This window comes from Sphingobacteriia bacterium (genome assembly GCA_017304685.1).
In the GTDB taxonomy this organism is placed as follows: Bacteria; Pseudomonadota; Alphaproteobacteria; order Rickettsiales; family 33-17; genus JAFKLR01.
This window is the reverse complement of the sequence record JAFKLR010000003.1, coordinates 1104557-1122124: the sequence shown is the minus strand read 5'-3', so window position 1 is coordinate 1122124 and position 17568 is coordinate 1104557. Positions and strand designations below refer to the sequence as shown.

The following is a 17568-nucleotide window of genomic DNA, read 5'->3' as shown; positions in this document are numbered from 1 at the left end:
TAGAAATCAATCAAGGCTAGGTTTTTAATAATAGTTTATTGAATTACACAAATTCTTTTAGAATCTTTTATATATTTTTCTACATTTGATCTATTATTTGTATTGGGGAAAAAGTTATCACCAATATTCTGATTTTCTACTTCTTTAACTTTATTCTGACATAAATTTAATACTGTTTTATCTTCAAGTAATGATGCCCATTCTAAAGCTCTATTAGTAGGTGTAATACCTTTCTTTAAACAATATCTTACCATTTCTTTATGCCCTACAAGAACTGAAATTTCTAGCATTAATTCTTTACTAAATACAGGTATGTAGTCTTTTTCTTTACTGTCTAAATATTCAAAATAAGTTAATATATATCTTGAAAATCCAGGAGCATAACCTGGGGCTTTTTGTAGTTTACTACTAATATAATGTTTAGAAAAAGGTAAGAGCCAAGCTTTTTTCAAACCATAAGTATAAATAAATGCATAAATATCTTTTAAAGAATAAGTAGGAAAATTAGAAGCTTCTCCAAGTCCTAAAGGTAATACGCTATACCTTTCACCCCATTTTTTTCCAAACATATCAATAACAAATAGGTTGTTATATTCTAATGCTTTTTTATAATGCTTTTCTTCAAGTTTTCCTCCATTTTTTAAATAGTAATCTATGACAGATAAATCACAAAATCCAATAGAAGGATCAATATCTATATCTTTTATATCAGGATTTAAAGATAAATAATGTTTAATAAACGGAAACATATCATCTTTATATTGAATACTTTCTAAAAGGCTATGAGCCTTTAAAAACTTTTCATAATTAGATTGCCATTCATGTGAGCTATAAAACTGATTTTTATATAAACTTAATAATTCGTCAGCTGCTTGCCTGTTCACTTTATCACCATAATTTCTCTTAGCGTATTCAATCAGACTACTATTTATTACACTTAAAGGTATTTCCTGACCTTTCTTAACCATTAAGTTGACACTATTTACATCTAAACCAAGTAATGTATGTTTATATTTTTCGGTGTTAAGTAAATATGTATCAAAAAATGGTTTTAATTTAGGGTCGTTGAATAAATGTAAATATTGTTTTATATTAATACGATTATTTGAGAAATGTACCATCACCCTTTCCCAAACTTCTTCATTCAATAAACATATCGCTAAATCTAATAACTTATTATCATTAATATTAGGATCATTATAATGTTTATACTTTAAAGCCGATGTTATAATATTTGAAATTAAATCTTTTTTAATTGATTCATTATTAATATTTCCAATTAAAGGTAAAAGATTTATTGTGTTATAAGGGTTTTTAACAGATGTGTTTATTTGCATATTACCTATTATTTTCATATACACAGATACAAATGCCCCTTTTTGTATATAATTAATTAAATATAAATAATCTCCCGAATTTAATAGCAAATTATATAACTTTTCTTGAGTAGTAATAGGGAGTTTTGATATAGGTAAATTTATATAATTTATAAATTCTTTTATTTGATTCAATTGATGATTTTCTATCCAATAATCTATACTTTTACTTACTTCTAAGGAAATATCAGAAATTTTATAATTTGTTAATTTAAGTAACAGTGTGATAGCTTCAAAGTTATTATCTCCAACCCATTTATGAATAGAATTTGCTATATCTTCTTTTGATATATCTATGTACATAAAATTTGGCTGATAACTTAATTGCTTTATTATATTATCCATAAAATATACTGCTAATTTCTCACTTCCCTTTTCTATTATTTTAAAATATATATTTTTTAGAAGTGGTTTATGCTCGGTATCTAGGAATTTATTAATATCTTTTCTAAATATTCTTCTAAAAGTTTCATCACTAAGCATATTAGGAATATCGGTTATAGTAATCCCATTGACTCTTATAGAAAAATTTATTTCTTTAAGAATATAATCAATAAAATTTAAATAATATCCTCCTACATTGTGCAAAACTCTATAATACCTCTTTTCCGTAAGTTTATCTGCTTCACTAGGTTCTTTTATATCTGTGTCTATCCTATAATTAATACCACCATACCTATTATAAGCTAAAGGTCGAAATTCATTTTTTATATAATTGTTAATTTTAATTATATTTTCATCTTGCTTATTTTTTAAATTAGCTAATGATTTAATCCAATGTAAGAGTAAATTGTTATGTATAACAGCTAGTTTATTATAATTTTTTTCAAAATTTTGGTTAATTTCAAAACACTTATGAGTGATATTACTTAAAGAATGATCAATGCTTCTTTTTTCATGACTTAAAGAGAAAAATTCATGATTTTTGTTTTGAAACACGTTGTAGTGATATTGCCAATTATAATTTGGGTGTGTTGTATCATCAGGAACCCAATTATTAGTGAAAGTACGATAATATTCTCTTAGCTTGTTTACAACGAAATCATATCTACTTCTATATGATAACCTTGTTAAATCAATTTGTTTTATATTTAATTGCCACTGATAAAATACACACTCTTCAGTGACTCCTATAGTATCGATATGTACATTTTTTTCAGGAAACACAACTGAACGTGCATTTTGCACTACTAAATATATACTTATAAAAGCTTGCCATAAATTATAAGCATTTGCAGAAATATTTGGATCAGTATGATTCATAAAGGTTGTATGTAACTCCTTAAGCCAACCACGAGCGTGTTGTAAACTTTCGAAAGCTCTTTCAAGCGCTTCTTTATCAGTAAATTCACTTCTTGAAGCAGTAACATATTCATTAAAGGCTGTTTGAATATAAGAACCTACTATATTTTTTTCGTGATTTAAAAATCCTTGAGCTACAATTGTTTCTACTGTACTTTTAAAATCTTCAGTTAAAGTACGCATAACCTTTTCAATATCTCTAGCAAACCTCTCATAAGCTTCTTTTACGGCTGCTTCTTGTTGTTTTTGAATTTTTTCTAAATCTGGAGCGGTAATTAGTCCTACCACTGTACTTATTCCTGTTGATACTAAAGAACCTACAACTGCTTCAATTAACATAATAGCCTCCAATAATTAAATTTTTATCTTCCTCTAGATGGATCGCTAGTTGGTACTGATATCCCATTAGCTTTATAAAGGGACTCCATTGCTCCTTGTAATAAACCGTTTATTTCAGCTCCAAACTTATTTATCTGATCAGTAGTATATTTAAAGCATGATCCTTCACAGAAATTCTTTTCTATATAACCATAAATTGGTGTCCATGCTGCTTTTATTCCGTTAGCAATTTCACAAGCAAGCTTCTGACTTATCCCTGGAGTTTCTGGAGAAATAATTGTTCCAATAGCGTTACAAGCAAAATCGGTAAACTTATCAATTGCTATACTTTTACTAGCTTCAAATATACCATCATTATACGCTTCATGAATATATGGAGATTTTTTAATAGTCTCACCGAAGCCTTTTGCAATTACATTTACATTTGGGAGATCAGGTGCTACTTCTTTTAATGTATTTTCAAATTTTTTAGCAAGCCACTCAAGTGTAGCTGTTTGAGCTTTATCTTTTCCAATACTTAAAGCTATATCTTCACCTAAATTAGTTTTATGTTCAAAAGTTTTAATACTCGAAATTTCTCCATTTTTATACTCAACTACTGCAAATCCAGCTTTAAATTCACCATTTGACTCTTGTTTAGTATAAAAACGAACACTAGTGCTATCTTTTGTATTTTCTACAGGTGCTAAACCATCTAGCCAATTTCCTAATTCAATTTGCCCATGTGATACCCCAGGAATAAGCTCTTTCGGTTTGGAATTCAAAGGAAGTTTATTAGTAGTGTTATTAGAAGAACCTTGGTTATCATTCGTATTATTGCTTCCAGATTGTATTGCTTTTACATCTTTAATTTCTTTTATTTGAGGTTCTTTAGCAAATAAATTACTTGTAATAGCTTCGGTTATAACACTAGAAACTATTGCAGTTCCTATTTTAATTAGAGTACTTTGTAATAATGAAGGTGTGGGTGGTTGAGGTGGTCTACCACTTGCAATTGCTCCAAGTACGTTGCCTGATAATGTATAGGCTATATTTTTGTAAACTATGTCACGCTCAGATTCAGATAATGAAGGTGGTGTTATTCTTGGTAGATTACTAACTTTCGCTAAACTTTGACCAGAATTTTTAATTAAATCCTGTATTTGTTCACCACTTAAAAAACCTTCATTATTGTATGTAAAATTAACCAAGCTTCTAAATGTGTGATTTTTAGACATAAATCCTCCCTAAATAAATAATACTAATGAAAATTTACAATTTAGTTTTCTGCTTATTTATAAGTAAAGTTTATTCTTTTATGCCATCCTATATTTAAAATTAACTTTAATATTAAGAATAAAAATATTTATTTATTAATATTAAAGTTAATTTTTTATTAGTTCAATGAAATTATTTAAATCTAATTAAATGTATGAAAGTCTCTCAAAAATTTTCCTAAATATATCTGCCCTAATTTCATTTCTTTAGAATGAAATGCAGCTACGGCTTTTTTCCAGTCGTTAAGTTCTTTATAATTAGCACTTAAAAACTTAGCTGAATACTTTACATTAATTTCAGGCTCAAACATTTATTCAATACTTGCGAAATTATTTCTATGAAATGCGTAATTAACCGGCATGCAGCCTATCTCTATATTTTTGTATCCTGCTTTTATTAGTTTATTTACGTAATTAACTGCATATACTTTAGTTTTAAAATAATATACAATCCCCTTTAAAATTAATGTTTCATGGATGTTTTCTTGACTCAATATGGGAAACGCTTTGAAGTATTCTTGTAGGTATTCTAATTTATTTAAAATTTGTATTTACTCTTATCTTTTTCAAATTGTGCAACTAAAGAGTTTACTAATTGCGCTAATTCTTTTCCTTTCATCCCTTCAGTTTTATAATAATTAATTACCAACGATTTGAATTCCTCAATAATTAATGAAGAAGGTTTTAAAAATTTATTCATAAAATTTACCATACAAATATTCTGCCTTACACTCTACTCATTAAGTGAGTAATAATATAATTCCTGGTAACGCTGATTATTTTTTATATATTAATACAATTTTGTTTTTTTTTGCAACTAAATTTTACTCACTTAGTGAGTATTTTAATTTTTTCTATATATATCATTAAAATATAAGAATTTACATATAAGTATTTTAGGTATAAAAATATAGATAGTTAATTTTAATTACATTAGTGAATGTTTAATAGTTTACATGAAAGACTGAAATTTTTAAGAGAGCTAAGCGGGTTTACTCGGAAAGAAATGGAAGAAAAGTACGGGGTTAATGCTCACACTTTGAGGGGTTGGGAAATAGGACGTTTCCCTATTTCAGAAGGTGGACTAAAACAGTGTATCGATATTTATAATAAAATTGGAATTAACGTTACTGAAGAGTGGTTAAAACAAGGTATAGGCACACCTATATTTAAAAAAGATAATAATATGACACTATATGTCATCCCTAATTCAACATCCATTGATACTAAAAATAGTGAAATGATTAATGATATTGAATACTTAAAAAAATATTATCAAGATATATTAATTTATTTCATTACCTCTGAAGATATGTTGCCTGTATACAAAGTAGGTGATTTTGTTGCAGGTATAGCAACTGATTTAAATGCTGATTTTATACAAAATTTAAATAATTCTGAATGTATAGTACAACTTGAAAATAATGACCTTTTATTTAAAAAAATATTAGTAAACTCTGTAAGCAACGAAATCTCCTTAATTAGTTTAGACCCTTCAAAATCAAATTCCCCTATTATTAATAACGTTAATATTAAAAAAATAGCTCCTTTAATCTTTCATAGAATTAAAAATTAACTTGAACTTGATCTTGTATTTTTAACATTTTCAAATACTTTTATTAAGTCTTCTTTGTTATAAGGCTTCTGAAGATAATAATCTGCACCTAGATGCATACATTTTGCTATATCTTCTGGCTTATTAATACTAGTTTGTATTACAACAGGAACATTCTTTATTTTGGGTATTTTTTTTATCATATTTAATACCTCAATTCCATGAAATCCATGCATCATTAAATCCAATAAAATTATATCAATTTTATCTTCTGTATTTAATAAATAGTTCAACGCTTCTTGAGGATTAAAGAAACTTTTCAATTTATATTCTGTACTAAACAAACATAGATTAATACTATCATGTGTAACTTCTTCATCATCTATAAAAACTATGTGCATTAAGACTCCTTGGTTATGCAAGCATTTCGCTTAAATATTTAGCTAAATTACTTGAAATCATTTTCAATCTTGTCAAATAGATAAATTTTTCTTCTTCATTTAAATGCATCCAATTATCGCATAAACCTGTTGCAATATTTGAAAGCCCGTGAGAGGAAGTTCTTAAAGTTTGCGTAAAGCTTTCAAGTGAATTTCTATCTTCTATCATTTCTTTTAAATCAAGCATAGTAACCTCTTTCTCTTGTTAAGATGTTAATAATCGTTTAACATATAGTTTTATTAAAAGATTTTGTAAATTGCATCTACAACTTTTTTACAACATTTTTACAATATTTTACAACTATTTTTTTATCTTATTGATAATTAGTTGATTTTATTAAGAAAAAAGTGGTATATTAAATTATAATAAAATTACAATTATATTAACATTAGGTTAATGACAACGGGCGAAAAATTAAAAGAGATATTAAGTCGCAAGGCATTAAAGGTTAGTGATTTAGCCCGAGAAGCTAACATACCTATAAATGATCTTAGGAATCTTATTTATAATAAAACTAAAAAAAGATCTCTAATTTTAAAGATTTCAGAATTTCTTGGTATTAATCCTGAATATTTATTAGATTCACCCACACTAAATGAAAAAGAGCTTTTGTCTAAAGAGTACTTCGAGGCTTTAGAAATAGTGAAAGAGGTTGTAAAAAATTACAATATACCCTTAACAAAAGGTCAATTAGATAAATTTATTAGTTTGTTATATTTATATTGCAGTAGAAATAATGTTTCTAAAGAAATTAAAAGGGGTTTTGTAGAAGGATTGATATACATTACTTATAATATTTAATTTTTTATCAATTTCCTTATATTTCAATAATATAAGCTAAACACTTTAAGGAAAGGTTAAAATTTGGTTAAATTAGTTGCGCGTTTGCACCTTTTATGATACATTTCTAAAAACAATTAATTTAAGCAGAATTTAAATGTTACATAAATACGAAAACAAGTTTGATCGATTACCTTTATTAGAAAAGCTTGTTGAAGAAATAAATGAAAATATTTTTGAATCTGTTTATATTTTAGCTTGTCAACACGTTTTACCTTCCGTTCATTTAATGATACGTTCTATGGTAGATTTAGGACTTTCTAAAGATAACGTAGCCGTAATTGGTAAATGTTATTCTACAAGTCAATTAGCAATGACAAATATGAATAAAGAGGGCATTTACGTATGCAAAACAAGTAGCATGTTCGATAGCCATAAAACATTTGACCATCAGTTTATTGAAAATATTGATAAATTTATTGACTTCCAGATGCATAGAATGAGTTTAAGTAAAGATAAAAAAATTATCATTATTGATGATGGTGGAGAACTTATAACTGCTTTTAAACAAAAATTCCCAAATTTCACAAATGTTTTTGCAATAGAACAAACTACTGCTGGTTACAATAAATTAAAACCATTAGAATTAAATTTTCCTGTTGTTAATATTGCTAGATCACATACTAAACTTGAGTTAGAACCTCAAATGATAGCTAAATCTATTTTAAAAGTATTACTTAATAATATTTCATCATTAAATTTAAATATAAGTAACGCGTTAATAATTGGAAATGGAGCTATTGGAAACGCTTTAGGACAACAATTAAAAAATTTATACAATATAACAATGTATGATAAAAAGGCTTATAAAAGCGAAATAAATAAAACTCAATTAAAATTAAATGAATTTGATCTTATAATCGGAAGTACAGGAACAAACGTTCTAAACCAAAACGATTATAAGCTGTTAAAACATAATACTATCCTTGCTAGCGCTTCTTCATCAGATAGAGAATTTAATGCTCTTTACCTTAGAAAATTTAAGGATCAAACTACTAACTGCCATGAAATTGTAAATTCAAATAATATTTATCTCTTAAATTCAGGATTTCCTCTCAATTTTATTGGCAGTGATTATGATAGTGTTCCTGTAGAAAAGATACAGTTGATAATCGGTTTAATGTTTTATGCTACCGTACAATTTCTTTTAAATCCTAAAGAATATAAAAATGGATTAGTTAAACCAAGTTTTTCTACACAAAAGAAAATTTTGAATTTATTTTTTAACTCTTTTAATGCGAGTAAATTTTGTAAAGCTGCTTAGAGATAACTTATAAAATTATTGTTATAGTGAAAGTTAAAGTATAAAATAGAATTAGATTTATTAAAAAAAATACTATTTTATGTTAATTACCTACAAACTTAAATTAAGCTTATTAATTAAAAACCTTAATAAACACATCAAAGAAGAATTTCATAATACAGAAGAGCATCTTCAAGTTTTAGGATTAGCCTTATTCATTGGTTATATCCTTTTTTATTTTCTAAATTCTTTGTTTTTTACTACTACAGATTATGAAAATTTGTATTTGAGATTAATAGTTGCCATTCTTGCCTTACCTATATTATTTTCTAAATACTTACCTCAAAAATTACTCAAGTATTTACATATACATTGGTATTTTACTTTATTATATTGTTTACCATTTTTTTTCACTTTTATGTTATTAAAAAACCCTCATTCAGGTATTTGGCAATTAAATGGTTTGGTAGGCTTCACTATCCTTACACTTTTTGTAGGTATCAAATCTTATATATTTCTTTCTTGCTCTGGTATTTTAGTAGCTTTATCACTCTTTTATTTTACATCTATAGAATTTCATTTGCCTGATAATTTTATTGGTATGTTTGTAAGTTATATTCCACCTATTGCTTATTTTCTTATATTTTCAACTAAACAAGGAAAAATTTATAATGAAAAGATTAGAGCTATGAAAGCTTTGAGTGGTATTATAGCTCATGAAATGAGAACACCTCTTGCTTCTATAAAACTCGCTGTGAATGGTTTGAAATCATATTTGCCAATTCTTATTAAAGATCATCATGCTGCTATAGCCAATGGATTTTCATCTGAACCTATTAACCCAGCTCGTTTAAATTTACTTGCTCATACATTAGACGACATAGAACATTTAGCACAAGGGGCCAACATAACCGTAGAAATGATTTTAACTAAACTTAAGCGTATTGATAAAAATGATTTAGAGGGCGTTTATTCTATAGCGGATTGCGTAAATAAAGCATTAGATCAGTATAAACTTCTCGAAGATATTGAAGATATTATAAATTTTAAACCAGTAGATGATTTTAGATTTAAGGGTAATGAGACACTAATTATACATGTTCTTTTTAATTTAATTAAAAATTCAGTGTATTATATTCGTACTAAAGGTAGCGGCACTATTACAATAAGATTCAAATGTGGAGATAAATATAATAAACTTATATTTCGAGATACTGGTACTGGTATATCTAAAACTATATTAACAAATTTATTTAAACCTTTTATAAGTAACACTAGACATGGAACAGGGTTGGGTTTAGCATTTTGTAAAGAAGTTATGGAAAAAATCAATGGATCTATTACTTGTAAATCAGAAGAGAATCTTTACACTGAATTTACTTTAGATTTCCCTAATATAGAGGATCATTAAGAACATGAGCATTTTACCTATCTGCTATTTTCCCACTACTGTAGTTTTGATTGATGACAATAAAAAATTCTTGGATCGGCTATACACTGCCTTAAGCCCTGATAAAGCCTATATTATATACAATGACTCTTTACAAGCCATGAATTATTTTGAAAATCAATATAGTCCCAATAATTGCTCAAATCGCTTTATAGAAGAAATAGAGGGGGAAAGATATCAAAATCGCGCTCTTAACTTTAATATTTATGATATACCTAAAGAAGTTTATAACAAAGATCGATTTTCCCAAATTTCGTGTATAGTTATTGATTATGATATGCCAGGGCTAAATGGCTTAGAACTTTGTGCTTCAATTAAAGATCATAATATTAAAAAAATTCTTCTAACAGGTGCAGCAGATGAACATTTAGCTGTAGAAGCCTTCAATAATGGCTTAATAAATAATTTTATACGAAAATCAGAAGAAAATTTATTAGAAAAAGTTAATAAAGCTATTACAAAAGCCCAATTTGAATATTTTACTAATATTGCTACTAATGTAACAAATCTTGTTATTAATTCTAACAATACAGCCATCAATGATCCTATATTCATAGATATGTTCAATATACTTATACGAGAGTACAAAATAATTGAGTACTATATATTTGAAGAATATGGTTGTTACTTAATGGTTGACGCACGAGGTAAATTTTATGGATTATTTATATATCCTGAAGAAGAAATTCAAAGCATGTTAGAAGAAGCTGAGGAATTAAATAATATAAATTCTGATATAGTAGCACTTCTTAAAAATAGAACAAAAATATTTTGTTATCATAAAGATATAAAGAATCTCACCTTTCCTAATATAAGTGAACGTTTAAATTATTTAAGGCCAGCTAAAAGATTGGAAGGGCAACATAAAACTTATTATTATTCATTTACTGATGATATAATGGATTTTGACGTAAATAAAATTTTTTCTTTTAATGATTTTATTTCAAAAAACTTATAATTTAATTAGTTTTATACTATATTCTCTATATATAAATCTTTATAACGAAAAATGAACTTTTTCTAAATTTTCTTTTCTGCTTCCTAAAATAAAAATGATTGCTAAAAAGATAGTTTATGTTGGTATAAAAGAAGAAATTATAAAAACATCAGAGCTAAGATGTTTTCTGAAAAAGGAATTATTTTGTGGCTTTGGCTTTCTTATAATAATGGTTTAACTTTAAATTATAACACATTGATTTATCTAAAAAATATTTAAGCGATAAAATAAAATACTTAATTTTATAAAAAATAATAATAATTTATTAATAAATTGCTTGTATATTTATAAAAATTTAAGTACTATATGCATTATCTTAAACTTAGATTTGCTTTAATAAAATTAAGGATTTTGGTCATTAATTTGTAAGAAGGATAATTATTACTTAAATGAAAAGTAAAAGTAACTCAATTAATGATTTTATTAATTTTCTTAAAAGCTATCCACAAAGATATTTTAAGGAGACAGAAGGCTTTATTTGGAAAACATCAAATAAGGAACTTTTGAAACTTATTGAAAATTCACTAAATGATATTAATAAAGTTTTTGATATAAATAGTCCAATTATTGAATCTCCTAAAAAAGTACATAAGGTAAATATTATCAGTTCTTCCGACGCAAACCACAAAAATTCAAAGAAACATTTTGATATATTTGCTGGAGGGATTTCTGCATTATAATCAGCATATTCTTCCTTGGTTAAAGCTTGCTCTCGGCCAATTAATGGTAAAAATTCAGGGGAATTTGTTCAAGTTTTACCAGGTTTTTATGCAGGTATTGGGTTTGGTGGAAAACGTATTACGGATGCACCAGCTTTTGCTCTGAATTACATTATACATAAACTTGTAGAAAATCTACCTAATTTCAATGTTGGTAAATATATAAACAAATATTACAAATAATTTGAAAAATAATTAATAAATATTAGATTATTCATCATATTGTAACGTACTATATAATAAGTAGATAATTATTATGGTTAATTTTTTTAAAAAACCTTCTATTTCAAGAGATTACTTTTATATTATCTCTTCTATAATCTTAATTTCATTAGCCGTAGCTGGGTTTTTCATATGGTCAGTATTTGATTCAAGGGAAAAAATTAAGGCAGAAGAAGTAGTTAAAGAATCTATTGCAATTTCGGATGAAATATCAGAATCCTTTAATTATGTATTCAGCTTAATAAACTTCCTTGGAAATGAAATAATACAAAATAATTATAATAATCATAATAAAATAGCAGAATTGCTTCGTAACCCACTTATTACTAATCAGGAAGTAAAAGAACAATTCTCATGGGTAATGTTTGATTGGAATACGCCAGATAATAAAATGGTAGCAAGTACATTACTCGGTGTATTACAAAAGCCAAAAGATAGATCTAAAAGATATTATGCAAAAATGGCTCTGTTAGAACCTTGGAAACTTCATTTTGACAAGATAGATATCGGTATCTCAAGCGGAGAATTAGTAATTCCTGCTGGTGCCGGTATAACTAATAAAGAAGATAAATTTACAGGGATAATTTCTCTTGGGTTTAGCGTAAATAAACTTAATAGTAAAATTAGAAAAGCTATAGATAGCAAAGCTGTAAGTTACATCGTTTTAGATAAAGACGGTGATGTAACTTTGAGCTCAGAAAATATTAGTGTTTCCAATGATGAAATAAAAACTAAATTTAAATCAATAACAAAAAGTGAAGGGTTTTTTAAACATCCCATTACTATAGGTCATGATGTATTACTTTATTACAGAAAACTTGAAAATTATCCTTTCATAGTACTTATAGGCTATAATCAAGCAATGGCTAACCAGGATTTAAAAGAAACTCTTTTTCCAGGAGTAGTTTCTATATTAGTAATTGGAATGTTTGTAACCTTCTCAATGATATTTATACGTAACGTCCACGTTAAGCCATTAATAATGCTATCAGATATTGCTGAAAAAATTAGAACAAACGATTATAAAGAAGAGATTAAAATACCTACAGTTAAATCTATTGAACTTTGGGTCCTTGCATTAAACTTAGTTAGATTACAACAATTCGTGAGGAAATTGAATAAAGCTAATATTTCTTTAGGAGAAGTTAAACAAGTATTAGAAGATACTAATAAAAACTTAGAAGAAAGAACTAGTGAATTACAAGAAGCATTAGAAGCTAAAAATGAATTTTTAAATAATGTAAGTCATGAAATACGTACACCTATTCAAGGATTTAGTAATATATCGGAATCTTTAGTAGAAAAATGGAATCTTTTGAGTGAGGAAAAAAGATATAAAGCTGCAAAAGAGGTTGCTAATAATGCTCAGCGTCTTAAAGAATTTATATGTAACCTACTAGATTTATCAAAACATAAATCAGGAAAAATTGTATATAATAAAGAAATTACTGATGTAAAACCCCTTATTAATGAGGTTGTTGATGAATGTAAATCTCTACATTTACAAGGTAAAGATATAAAATTTGTATTAAATTTTTCAAATAACATACCTACTGTATATATTGATACACAATTTATAAAACAAGTAATAAGAAACCTTGCAATTAATGCACTGAAATTTACTGAAAAGGGTACTATAATTATAAATCTTTCCTCAAGTCAGAATGTTGTATTATTTTCAATTACAGATAACGGTATAGGCGTTCCAGAAGATGAATTAGAAAATATTTTTGAACCTTTTTATCAAAGCTCAAGAACAAGGACAAAGGCTGGTGATACAGGTTTAGGTTTAAGTATTTCAAGAAAAATTATAGAAGAACATAATGGTAAAATTTGGGCAAAAAATAATAATGAGTCTGGAGCTACATTTTACTTCTCTTTACCAATTGTTAGAGCTAAATATTCATATGAAAAAAATGATATAGATAATAAAGAAAAAACTATTCTTATTATTGATGATGAGGAAACATGCACTTTAAGCACAGAAATGTTACTGATTGGCACTTCCTATAAAGTGATTTCGCAAATGAAGGTCTAACATTTTTGCAAAATAATATTAAAAATATTGATATAGTTTTATTAGATATGATGATGCCTGAATTGAATGGACTTGAATTCTTAAATATAGTTAAAAAAAATGAAAAGTTAAAACACGTTCCTATAATTATTCAAAGTGGCGCTAATCACCAAGAAATTGAAAAGGCGCTTTCTTATGGAGCATTAAAGTGTATTAGAAAACCATTTAATAAAAATGAGCTATTACAATGTTTAGATGAATTATAATAGAAAAATTCATTAGATATAATATTAGTTTTACAACTTTTTTACTCTCTTACATACTATCTTCAATATCCCATTTACCTTTTTGATTTTTACAAGTTTTATAGTTAGTACAATATGCGATATCTTTAACATTTAGAAACTGTAAGGAAATAAATACACAATTTTTAATATAAGTATGAGGAGTTATATCAGCATAGGCTGTATTTTTTATATCATACCAACTTTCATATGAATGATTATTAATAGCTTTTAAAACTACTTTAAGTAATTCTATTCGTTGCTCTTTACTATAACTTTCATAAAGCCAAATATCTAAACCTTTTTTAGCATATGGATTCACTCCATGTTTTATTGCATGGCTGAAATAAGAGGTAAATTTATTTTTTAAATTAATTTGTTCCTTAGTTTCTTCAGCAATAGAAATGCTAAATAATAAATTTGATAATAAACTTAAACAAAAGAAAGTTATAAATAATGATGATTTAAAATTTTTCATTTTGATTTTGCCTTTAGATTTATTGCTTTAATAAACGAATAATATAGAATTAAATATTATAATATTACTACTATTTATATAAACTATTAAAGTAAAACTATCAGTTTAACACTATAAATTAATTCATTATTTAAAAGCCATAAATGTAAATCTAGTAGTCGTCTTGGTTATTTTTAAAAGTTTATACTTAAGACATTCAATAAAGGGGAGACAAAATGTTTTCGCACCTTAAACACATAACATTATACTTATTAATAGTATTATTGAACCCAATAATACTATTAAAAAATGTAAAAGCAGATAATTTTTCTACCGTTACTAGACAAGGTTCTATACCCAATAAACGTATTAAAATTCTTTCTATAGATGGTGGAGGTATAAGGGGTTTAATTCCAGCAATGGTGTTAAAAGATCTAGAAGGCCGCCTTAAAAGTAATAAAAAGTTAGTTGATTGTTTTGATATAATGGCGGGAGCCTCAACAGGAGGATTAATTATATTATTACTTAATACACCTGACTCAAATGGAAAACCTAAATATAATATTGATGATGTTCTTTCATTATATAAAAACTTAGGTCAGGATGTGTTTGAGAAATCTTTATGGCAAAATGCAAAATCATTTTTTGGTTGGGTAGATGCTAAATATTCAGAAAAATCCTTTGAAAGTTTATTAGAAAAATATTTTGCGGATACTGAACTAAAAAATACTATAACTAATGTTATCTTGCCTGCGTATGAAATTGAAAAAGATATGACATTCTTTTTTAAAACTTCCCGAGCTAAAAATGATCCAGAAAGAAATTATAAACTTAAAGATTTAGCGAGAGCTATAACTGCCGCTCCTACATATTTTAGGCCAGCTGTTGTTCAAGAAATGACCGGTAAAAATACTTACACTTTTATTGATGGAGGTGTAGCAGTAAATAATCCAACGCTCTCTGCTACTGTTCATGCTGTAGAACTACATGGTTATGATAATGATTTTCTTATTATTTCACTTGGAACTGGTACTAATATAGGTTCAAGCAGTAAAAAAATTGAGCGTAGAGATGTAGAAAACGCAGGGCTACTTGGCTGGGCAAAAAAAATAATTCCACTTATGATGTATTCTGAAAATGAAGTTACAGATTACCAAATGAGATATGTATTTGATAATCATCACCCCCATAATGACTATTTTCGTATGCAAATAATTTTGGATCCAAAAAATAGTGAGATGGACGATACATCGCCTGATAATATCGCTGTTCTTGAACAAAAAGCTAAAGAACTAATTAAGAAAAATGATGAGAATTTAAATTTAATCGCAGAAGCTTTATGTGAATAAAATTAGTAATAATTTGATATATATTTCATCTCATTAATATGAAATTACTTAGTTACTGACATTTTCAGTATTGATAAATACAGCTACATTAGAAAAGTTATAATTTTTTATACGTGCCATATATTATTTAATTCCATAAAATTTAATACTATTTAACTGAATTTAATATAAAAAGATATTAATTGAATAATAAAATTTGATTAATAATAAATTGTAAAGTAAATTGCTATTAAATAAATTGCTAATGTGAGGTTTTAAATGCTTCATGCTACTAGAGATAGAATTAGAAATAATGATCCAACTTTAACTAATTTAAATTTCAGGAATTATTCTTTTGAAGATATTAAGATAATTTTAAGTGGGTTTAATAACGACACTAATACACATTTAATTTCGATTAATTTTACTAGTAACGATGATTTTAATAGTGAAGCAGTTAGAAGCAGTCTAATTGAAAATATTTTTAATAAAGATAGAGGTATTTTTAATATCGTCGATACGTTAAATAAAACTACTAACAATGTACAAAAATTAAACCTTACTTCTTGTAAATTAGGTGAAAGTTATGGTGAAAAATCGTCAAATGGTCTTTCGTTTGTTTTTGGAGCAATAAATTTCTTTTCTGAAAAAATTATGAACGGATCAATTAGACAACCTTTAAATTATATTGAAGATAAAGTTACATTTGGTTTAAGTACTAAAATTAGAAAGTTTACTACTAAAATTTTAAAACCATATAGTGGTAATAGTTTGTCAGATCGTTTTATTGGTCAGGCTGATATATTTAAATTAGCAGAATTAATTAAAGATAATAAACAAATTACTGAACTTATTTTAGCTAATAATTCCATAAATGATAATGGTGCTGAAGCTATTGGAAAGGCTTTAGCTACTAATACAACTTTAGTTACGCTAGATCTTTCAGGAAACTGTATAAGTTTTGAGGGATTAAAATCTATATTATATGGTTTGAAATATAATAATACGCTTAGACATTTAAACTTACATTCTAATTGGCTGGGGACGATGAACATTCTTATTGCTGGCGTTGATGTAGCCGAATTTATAGTACAATTTTTAAAGGAAAATAAAAGTTTAGTTTCAATTGATTTAAGAAATAACAACTTTAATAAAAGAGCTCAAAAAATAATGGCTAAAGGTATTCTAGCGAATAAAGATACTAATAGAAATTTGTTAGAGGTACAGATATCTTATGAGGAGCCTTTACAACAGGCTTTTCCTGATTTACACGCATTTATTGAAGAAAATAATAGAATTAGTTTAAATATTTTAACACGTATAAATCAAAATGTTTCTCATCCTAATTTTTGTTTAAGTGGTTTATCACAAGATGACTTAAAAGAATTTTTAGTAAATCTAAATATAAGGTACAAAAGTGTTATAGAGTTATACAATAAAACACCTCATTTATACCCATTCTTTCAAAGAAATATAGAGTTTTTAAAAAATAAAGCTGATAGCCGTTTAATTGAAAATAAACTTACATTTGGATTAAATAGAAATGAAGGCTTATATGCAACTAATCCTGTCACGAATGACAAAATTAGTTTACCTTTTGAAATCAACGAAATTATAAGTTGGTACGCTAAAGAAGAAGAAAAAAGAAAGCAAAGAGACAAAAGATCATTTTTTATAGATTTATAAAGTAAACTAAGGGAAATTTTAAATCTAATTTCCAAAAGCTTTTTTAACTAAATTTG

The 17568-nt window shown here is 26.3% G+C and carries 18 protein-coding genes; 11 read left to right on the top strand and 7 right to left on the bottom strand.

Annotation, left to right across the window (positions count from 1 at the left end; genetic code table 11):
- Positions 1–35: 35 nt before the first annotated feature.
- The 4 genes from J0H68_05195 to J0H68_05180 all read right to left on the bottom strand — a co-directional run bounded on the left by J0H68_05195 (position 36) and on the right by J0H68_05180 (position 4973).
- The gene (locus J0H68_05195) at positions 36–3017 is read right to left on the bottom strand and encodes a hypothetical protein (protein MBN8828084.1); all 2982 of its coding nucleotides are present in this window, start codon (positions 3015–3017) and stop codon (positions 36–38) included.
- Positions 3018–3040: 23 nt separating this feature from the next.
- Positions 3041–4234, bottom strand: coding sequence for a hypothetical protein (locus tag J0H68_05190; GenBank protein MBN8828083.1), 1194 nt, complete (start codon positions 4232–4234; stop codon positions 3041–3043).
- Positions 4235–4416: 182 nt separating this feature from the next.
- Complete coding sequence (locus tag J0H68_05185; protein MBN8828082.1) at positions 4417–4584, bottom strand: hypothetical protein; 168 nt, start codon at positions 4582–4584, stop codon at positions 4417–4419.
- 227 nt (positions 4585–4811) lie between these two features.
- Positions 4812–4973, bottom strand: a complete 162-nt coding sequence (locus J0H68_05180; GenBank protein MBN8828081.1) for a hypothetical protein — start codon at positions 4971–4973, stop codon at positions 4812–4814.
- A 240-nt stretch (positions 4974–5213) separates the two neighbouring features.
- On the opposite strand from J0H68_05180, the gene J0H68_05175 reads away from it, so the two are divergent.
- Positions 5214–5849: a helix-turn-helix transcriptional regulator gene (locus J0H68_05175; GenBank protein ID MBN8828080.1), complete on the top strand. Its 636-nt coding sequence runs from the start codon at positions 5214–5216 to the stop codon at positions 5847–5849.
- Here the strand turns inward: J0H68_05175 and J0H68_05170 are convergent.
- A complete protein-coding gene (locus J0H68_05170; GenBank protein MBN8828079.1) occupies positions 5846–6229 on the bottom strand; it encodes a response regulator in 384 nt (127 codons plus the stop codon). The genes J0H68_05175 and J0H68_05170 overlap by 4 nt on opposite strands.
- Before the next feature lie 13 nt (positions 6230–6242).
- Positions 6243–6455 carry a hypothetical protein gene (locus J0H68_05165; GenBank protein MBN8828078.1) on the bottom strand — a complete coding sequence of 71 codons (213 nt, stop codon included), beginning with the start codon at positions 6453–6455 and terminating at the stop codon, positions 6243–6245.
- Positions 6456–6665: 210 nt separating this feature from the next.
- Here J0H68_05165 and J0H68_05160 point away from each other — a divergent pair, with 210 nt between their 5' ends.
- The 8 genes from J0H68_05160 to J0H68_05125 all read left to right on the top strand — a co-directional run bounded on the left by J0H68_05160 (position 6666) and on the right by J0H68_05125 (position 14023).
- Positions 6666–7070: a helix-turn-helix transcriptional regulator gene (locus J0H68_05160; protein ID MBN8828077.1), complete on the top strand. Its 405-nt coding sequence runs from the start codon at positions 6666–6668 to the stop codon at positions 7068–7070.
- A 136-nt stretch (positions 7071–7206) separates the two neighbouring features.
- Positions 7207–8373 carry a hypothetical protein gene (locus J0H68_05155; protein ID MBN8828076.1) on the top strand — a complete coding sequence of 389 codons (1167 nt, stop codon included), beginning with the start codon at positions 7207–7209 and terminating at the stop codon, positions 8371–8373.
- A 79-nt stretch (positions 8374–8452) separates the two neighbouring features.
- Complete coding sequence (locus J0H68_05150; protein ID MBN8828075.1) at positions 8453–9763, top strand: HAMP domain-containing histidine kinase; 1311 nt, start codon at positions 8453–8455, stop codon at positions 9761–9763.
- A gap of 4 nt (positions 9764–9767) precedes the next feature.
- The gene (locus J0H68_05145) at positions 9768–10760 is read left to right on the top strand and encodes a response regulator transcription factor (GenBank protein ID MBN8828074.1); all 993 of its coding nucleotides are present in this window, start codon (positions 9768–9770) and stop codon (positions 10758–10760) included.
- 428 nt (positions 10761–11188) lie between these two features.
- Entirely contained in the window at positions 11189–11479 is a 291-nt protein-coding gene (locus tag J0H68_05140) for a hypothetical protein (protein MBN8828073.1), read from the top strand.
- Positions 11480–11494: 15 nt separating this feature from the next.
- Positions 11495–11701 carry a hypothetical protein gene (locus tag J0H68_05135; GenBank protein MBN8828072.1) on the top strand — a complete coding sequence of 69 codons (207 nt, stop codon included), beginning with the start codon at positions 11495–11497 and terminating at the stop codon, positions 11699–11701.
- 73 nt (positions 11702–11774) lie between these two features.
- A complete protein-coding gene (locus J0H68_05130) occupies positions 11775–13778 on the top strand; it encodes a sensor histidine kinase (protein ID MBN8828071.1) in 2004 nt (667 codons plus the stop codon).
- Positions 13779–13783: 5 nt separating this feature from the next.
- Positions 13784–14023, top strand: coding sequence for a response regulator (locus J0H68_05125; GenBank protein MBN8828070.1), 240 nt, complete (start codon positions 13784–13786; stop codon positions 14021–14023).
- 49 nt (positions 14024–14072) lie between these two features.
- On the opposite strand, the gene J0H68_05120 is transcribed toward J0H68_05125, so the two are convergent.
- Positions 14073–14519 carry a hypothetical protein gene (locus tag J0H68_05120; protein ID MBN8828069.1) on the bottom strand — a complete coding sequence of 149 codons (447 nt, stop codon included), beginning with the start codon at positions 14517–14519 and terminating at the stop codon, positions 14073–14075.
- A 215-nt stretch (positions 14520–14734) separates the two neighbouring features.
- Between J0H68_05120 and J0H68_05115 the strand changes: the two genes are divergently transcribed.
- Positions 14735–15847, top strand: coding sequence for a patatin-like phospholipase family protein (locus J0H68_05115; protein MBN8828068.1), 1113 nt, complete (start codon positions 14735–14737; stop codon positions 15845–15847).
- A 258-nt stretch (positions 15848–16105) separates the two neighbouring features.
- Positions 16106–17512 carry a hypothetical protein gene (locus tag J0H68_05110; GenBank protein ID MBN8828067.1) on the top strand — a complete coding sequence of 469 codons (1407 nt, stop codon included), beginning with the start codon at positions 16106–16108 and terminating at the stop codon, positions 17510–17512.
- The last annotated feature ends 56 nt before the right edge of the window (positions 17513–17568 follow it).